The 2,110-nt window shown below is 72.5% G+C and carries 2 protein-coding genes; one reads left to right on the top strand and one right to left on the bottom strand.

Annotated elements, in window-relative coordinates; genetic code table 11:
• A partial coding sequence (locus tag G7A99_RS18585) for an SRPBCC family protein (RefSeq protein WP_205599918.1) occupies positions 1-456 on the top strand: 456 nt, incomplete at its 5' end.
• Positions 457-760: 304 nt separating this feature from the next.
• Here G7A99_RS18585 and G7A99_RS18580 read toward each other — a convergent pair.
• Positions 761-2,110: methylglyoxal synthase (locus G7A99_RS18580; protein ID WP_163142980.1), on the bottom strand; the 1,350-nt coding region annotated here is incomplete at its 5' end.

Below are 2,110 nucleotides of genomic sequence, written 5' to 3'. Positions count from 1 at the left end.
TCACCGAGGAGGAGAGAGACGATGGCAAGGGTTTACGTAACCATGGTGCTCGACGCGGACATCGAACAGGCCTGGGGGGTGCTCCGGGACTTCAACGGCCTGCCGGACTACCACCCGATGTTCGCGGAAAGCCATATCGAGGACGGCCGCCCCGCGGATCAGGTCGGGTGTGTGCGCAACTTCGTCGACCACGAGGGCGGGCGCATCCGCGAGGAGCTCCTCGCCCTCTCGGACCGGGAATACCTGTGCGCCTACCGGATCCTCGAGGCGGGCATGCCCGTGCGCAACTACGTCTCGCAGATGCGCCTCTGGCCGGTAACGGAATCCGGCCGGACCTTCGGCGAATGGTGGGCCGAGTTCGACGTCGACCCGGCCGATGAGGCGGCGACCGTGGAGCGGGTGACGGAGACCTTCCGCCAGGCGTTCCAGAGTGTCTCGGCGCGGTTCTCCGGCTAGCCGCGCAGCCCCCTCAAACCCGAGACATGCAAGGTCGGCTGCACCCGGCAGCCGACATCGTCGCCGACGGACGCCCGGGGGCGCCGTGCGCCACGCCGCCGGGACCGGTCCGGAATGTCCCACGCCTGCGGCGCACGACCTGCCCGAACTTCCATCCGCCACCCCGGACCGGGAACAACGTACAAGGTTGTACACCCGGGCGTCCTGACGGAGACGTCCGGCTCGCACCTCCAGTCTTCGGGCAGGCCCCGGGTGAACAACCTACTGGCAGGCCACAGCCAGGCGTGCGGGACCCGGCGCCGCCCTAACCCGGCGTCTTCCCCGTCAGCGCGGCACGCGCGTCCCGCGCCATGGAGATCACCGTGGTGACCCCGCCGCCGCTGACGTGACCGTCGAGCCGCAGGTGCACGCCGGGTGGCACCACGAGCACGTCGTCACCCATCGACTGGCGTCGGCCCGCAGATACCACCCCGGCATTCTCCGGCGGGTCCGACAGCGTCGTGATCCTCACGTCGACGCCGTCCGCCGTGGCCGCCGGCTGCGCGAGCGTCGCGGACAGCGCGGCGGCGAGGTGACCGGCATTGCGCACCGCATCCGCGCCCCCGCCTTCCGGAACGACCTCGACGTTGGCCATGCGGCGATAACCGCGCCGGACCAACGGCATGGCGAAACCGCCACGGGCGTCGTCCACAGCCTGAAGCCGCTCCGCAAGCGAGGCGATGACGTCCAGGAGATCCCCGATCAGGCCACCACCGCCCACGCCGACACGCAGCCGCCCGGCGGTGGCGGCGGTGCCGCGGGCACGCTCGGAGACCAGGGCACGGACGTACCAGGCGGCGGCGTCCAGCAGCGCGGCCCGCTCGCCGCCGCCTTCGCCCGTCGGCGCCACGGGCACGAGCTCCACGCCCCAGCGCCGGCGGCAGGCGTCGATCAGGGTCATCCAGCCGTCCCGGCCGGCGGCCTCGCAGCGCTGGTGGCGTGCGGCCCACTCGCGGGCGGTCGCCGGATCGTGTAGACAGAGCACCTCGTTGCCGGGGATGCGGGTGGCCCGCTCCATGAGCTGGATATCCGCCTCGTGCTCCCGGGAGACGTGGGGGTCCTCGAAGAACACCACCGCCTGACAGCGCCGCTGGCGCACGAGCTCGGCGATCTGCACGTCGCCGCCGCGGGGGCCGCTGGCCATCCCCGTGACCCAGTCACCGGCGGCGGAGAGCCCGCGCAGGCGCCCGGCCAGGTTCCGGACCTCCGGCGCCGGCTCCCCCAGGCGCTCCGGGAGGCGGCCGTTGAGCAGTGCACCGGTGGTCCCCGTGCCGAGCCGCGTGCCGAACCGGGAGAGGAACCCCCGGTGCTCGTCGGCAAAGGCCAGCATCTCCGCCTTGAGGGTGTCATGGGCGATCAGGGCGACCACGTCGTTCGCCGGATCCCGGCGCATGCCCAGGGCGTCGGCCTCGTCGCCATCGATGTGGCTGGCCGCGGCACTGCGCCCGTCCCGGGCGAGCCAGTCGATACCGAACCACGCCACCGCGGCGGCCTCGGAGGCAAGGAACGGCGTGCGCGTGACCACGCACTCGCGCTTCAGCGCCAGGCTGTCCGGGAACAGCGAGGTGGCGTCCCGCGGGTCCGAGAAATACACCACGGCATCGAGCCGGCGCCC

It is taken from the genome of Arhodomonas sp. KWT (genome assembly GCF_010993615.1).
This window is presented reverse-complemented; position numbering and strand designations above follow the sequence as displayed.